This is a genomic window from Pseudomonas brassicae, from assembly GCF_010671725.1.
GTDB classification, from domain to species: Bacteria; Pseudomonadota; Gammaproteobacteria; order Pseudomonadales; family Pseudomonadaceae; genus Aquipseudomonas; species Aquipseudomonas brassicae.
Window position 1 is genome coordinate 1 of record NZ_JAAHBU010000491.1, and the last position, 3,458, is coordinate 3,458.

Here is a 3,458-nt window from a genome sequence, read left to right on the forward strand (position 1 = left end):
TTGCCAGCGAAGGGCTGCAGAGCAGCCCAGGTGTTAATCCGTCACGGCATTCTGCGCCAGGATAGCGTTGGCCAGTTCCATGTCGCTGGCCTGCAACCCCGGGTTCTCGCTGCGTACCTGCTGCATGGCCGCTTCCAGGTACGGCCCGCTGAGCTTGCCGTCGCTGGCCACATAGCTGCTGGCATCTTCCTGCGCGGCGACCACCAGCTTGTGGTCCTTGAACGTCAGGTAGGTGGAGCCGGTGGTGGCACCCGACGAAATGACGTTACGCCAGAAACCGTCGGCCATCGCCGAACCAATCGGCAGGGACAGCAAGGCAAGGGTAGCGACTGCACGTTTGAGACGCATGAGGGGTGACTCCAGTGGGGGTAATATGCAGCGTTTGAGCGCAATTGCCCCAGGCAAGTTCCCCGCGCGCGCTACTGCACTGGCCCCACCTGCAGAATCGCGCCGTCCTGCGACAGCACCACCACCTGGGTACCCACTGGCAGGTCCGGCCCCCGCACCATCCACACGCCATCGCCGACCTTGATCTTGCCGCGCCCGCCCACGATCGCCTCATGCACCGTGAAGGTCCGCCCGATCAGTTCCTGGCCGCGCATGTTCAGCCCCGGCGCGTCGCTGGGGCTGAGGTTGCTGCGCTGGCGCCGCCACCAGAACACCGCGGTAAACACCGACAACAGGCCGAACAGCAGGAACTGCAAGGTCCACGGCAATGCCGGGATGACAAAGGTGATCACTCCCACGCCTGCCGCTGCCACGCCGATCCACAGCAGGTAGCCGCCTGCGCCGAACACTTCGAGGATCAGCAGCAGCGTGCCCAGTGCCAGCCAGTCCCAGAAGGACAGGTGTTGCAGGTATTCCCACATGCTCAGCCCTTCTTGCTGTCGAAGGTGGCCCGCACGATCTCGCCGATACCGCCCACTGCGCCAATCACCTGGCTGGCTTCCAGCGGCATCAGTACCACCTTGCTGTTGTTGGCCGAGGCCAGCTTGCCCAGTGCATCGACGTACTTCTGCGCGACGAAGTAGTTGATCGCCTGCACGTTGCCGTTGGCGATCGCCTCGGACACCACCTGGGTCGCGCGGGCTTCGGCTTCGGCCTGGCGCTCACGGGCTTCGGACTCCAGGAACGCGGCCTGACGCTCGCCCTCGGCTTCGAGGATCTGTGCCTGCTTCTTGCCCTCGGCGGTCAGGATGGCTGCCGCCCGCAGGCCCTCGGCCTCGAGGATCTGTGCACGCTTGACCCGCTCGGCTTTCATCTGCCCGGACATGGCTGCCATCAGGTCGGCCGGCGGGCTGATGTCCTTGATCTCGATACGGGTGATCTTGATGCCCCAGGGCGCAGTGGCTTCGTCGACGGTGCGCAGCAGGCGCTCGTTGATGGCGTCACGCTGGCTGAGCATGGCATCCAGCTCCATCGAGCCGAGCACGGTACGGATGTTGGTCTGCAGCAGGTTGCGCGTGGCGTGTTCGAGGTTGTTGACCTCATAGGCGGCTTGCGCGGTATTGACCACCTGGAAGAAACACACGGCGTCGATCTGCACCGTGGCGTTGTCGGCGGTGATGACTTCCTGCGGCGGGATGTCCAGCACGCTCTCCATCATGTTGATCTTGCGCCCGATGCGGTCCATCACCGGGACGATGATGTTGAGCCCCGGCTTGAGCGTGGTGGTGTAGCGGCCAAAGCGCTCCACCGTCCACTGGAAGCCTTGCGGTACGACCTTGAAACCCATGAATACGAGGGCCAGCGCCAGGCCCACGAACAACAGCATTACCATCCCGATTTGCATGACTTTTCCTTGTTCAGCAGTGTTTCGAAGTGCGCAAGCTTGGCATGTCGACGGGCCATCAGGCCAGCCTCGGATCATTTCATTTCATGCAGTAACGCGAAGCACTTCTGCCAGCGAGGTCAGCCCATCGGCGACTTTTTGTGCGCCATTCAGGCGCAGGCTGCGCAAACCTTCGGCCTGGGCCTGCTGGCGCACCTGGGCCTGCCCCGCGTCGAGCTGTTCGCGCAGTGTGGGGCTGATGCACAGCAGTTCGAACAGGCCGATGCGGCCGCGGTAGCCGGTGTGCCGGCACTCGCGGCAGCCGCTGGCACTGAAGGCGCGCGTGGGCATGGCGCGGTCCGGTGCGATGCCGTGCCAGTCGGACGCACTGATGGCGTGGGCCACCTTGCAGGCCGGGCATAGCGTGCGCACCAGGCGCTGGGCCATTACGCCGTTGAGGGTGGCCTTGATCAGGTACGGCGCAATGCCCAGTTCCAGCAGCCGCCCCAGCGCGCCGCAGGCATCGTTGGTATGCAGGGTCGAGAGCACCAGGTGGCCGGTGAGGGCGGCCTGCACCGCTACCTGCGCGGTGTCGGCGTCGCGGATCTCGCCGATCATGATGATGTCCGGGTCCTGGCGCAGCAGGGCACGCACGCCGTTGGCAAAGCCCAGGTCGATGCCCGGTTGTACCTGCATCTGGTTGAACGCAGGCTCGACGCGCTCGATCGGGTCTTCCAGGGTGCACAGGTTGACCTGCGGCGTGGCCAGTTGCTTGAGGGTCGCGTACAGGGTGCTGGTCTTGCCCGAGCCGGTGGGGCCGGTGACCAGGATGATGCCGTGGGGCTGCTGCAGCAGCGCCTGCCAGCGCGCCAGCTCGGCGCCGTCCAGGCCCAACTGGGCGAAGTCCTGTTGCAGCAGGTGCGGGTCGAAGATACGCAGCACCAGCTTCTCGCCAAACGCGGTGGGCAGGGTGGCCAGGCGCAACTCCACTTCATTGCCGGCGGCCGAGCGGGTCTTGATGCGGCCATCCTGGGGGCGGCGTTTTTCTGCGACGTTCATGCGCCCCAGGCTCTTGAGCCGGCTCACCACGGCGAGGGTCACGGCTGGCGGAAACTGGTAGGCCAGGTGCAGCACGCCGTCGATGCGCAGGCGCAACTGGCCCTCGTTACGTCGTGGTTCCAGGTGGATATCGCTGGCACGCTGCTCGAACGCGTACTGCAGCAGCCAGTCGACAATGCTCACGATGTGCGCGTCGTTGGCGTCGGCGGCGCACTGGCGGTGCCCATCTCCAGCAGTTGCTCAAGGTTGGCGTGGTGTGCCGCGGGCGCGGCCAGCTGGCTGGCGCCACTCACCGAGTGGGCCAGGCGAAACAGCTTCAGGCCCAGCTCGCGGATCTGCACGGGGCTGGCCAGCACCCGTTGCACCTTGCGCTGCAGGATCTGCGCGAGGTCGGCTTCCCAGGCGCGCACATACGGCTGCGCACTGGCCACGGTGATGCTGCCGGCATCCACCGCGATGGCAAGGATTTCGTGGCGCCGGGCAAATGCAGCCGACATCAGCCCGGCCAGGCTGGCGGCCTGCAAGGCCAGCGGGTCGAGGCGCACATACGGCTGGCCGGCCTGCTGCGCCAGCCACTCGCTGAGGGTGTCGAGGTCCAGCCACTGGCCGGGGCGCTGCAGGTCGACGA

The 3,458-nt window shown here is 65.8% G+C and carries 3 protein-coding genes and 1 pseudogene; all 4 read right to left on the reverse strand.

The genetic code is table 11. The features are described 5' to 3' along the window. Window positions 1-33 precede the first annotated feature (33 nt). A complete protein-coding gene (locus G3436_RS25070) occupies window positions 34-348 on the reverse strand; it encodes a DUF2388 domain-containing protein (RefSeq protein ID WP_163950776.1) in 315 nt (104 codons plus the stop codon). A gap of 71 nt (window positions 349-419) precedes the next feature. Continuing rightward, a complete protein-coding gene (locus tag G3436_RS25075) occupies window positions 420-869 on the reverse strand; it encodes an NfeD family protein (protein ID WP_163950779.1) in 450 nt (149 codons plus the stop codon). A 2-nt stretch (window positions 870-871) separates the two neighbouring features. Continuing rightward, the gene (locus tag G3436_RS25080) at window positions 872-1,792 is read right to left on the reverse strand and encodes an SPFH domain-containing protein (protein WP_163950782.1); all 921 of its coding nucleotides are present in this window, start codon (window positions 1,790-1,792) and stop codon (window positions 872-874) included. 84 nt (window positions 1,793-1,876) lie between these two features. Beyond that, window positions 1,877-3,458, reverse strand: a pseudogene (locus G3436_RS25085) (GspE/PulE family protein); the annotation flags it as partial.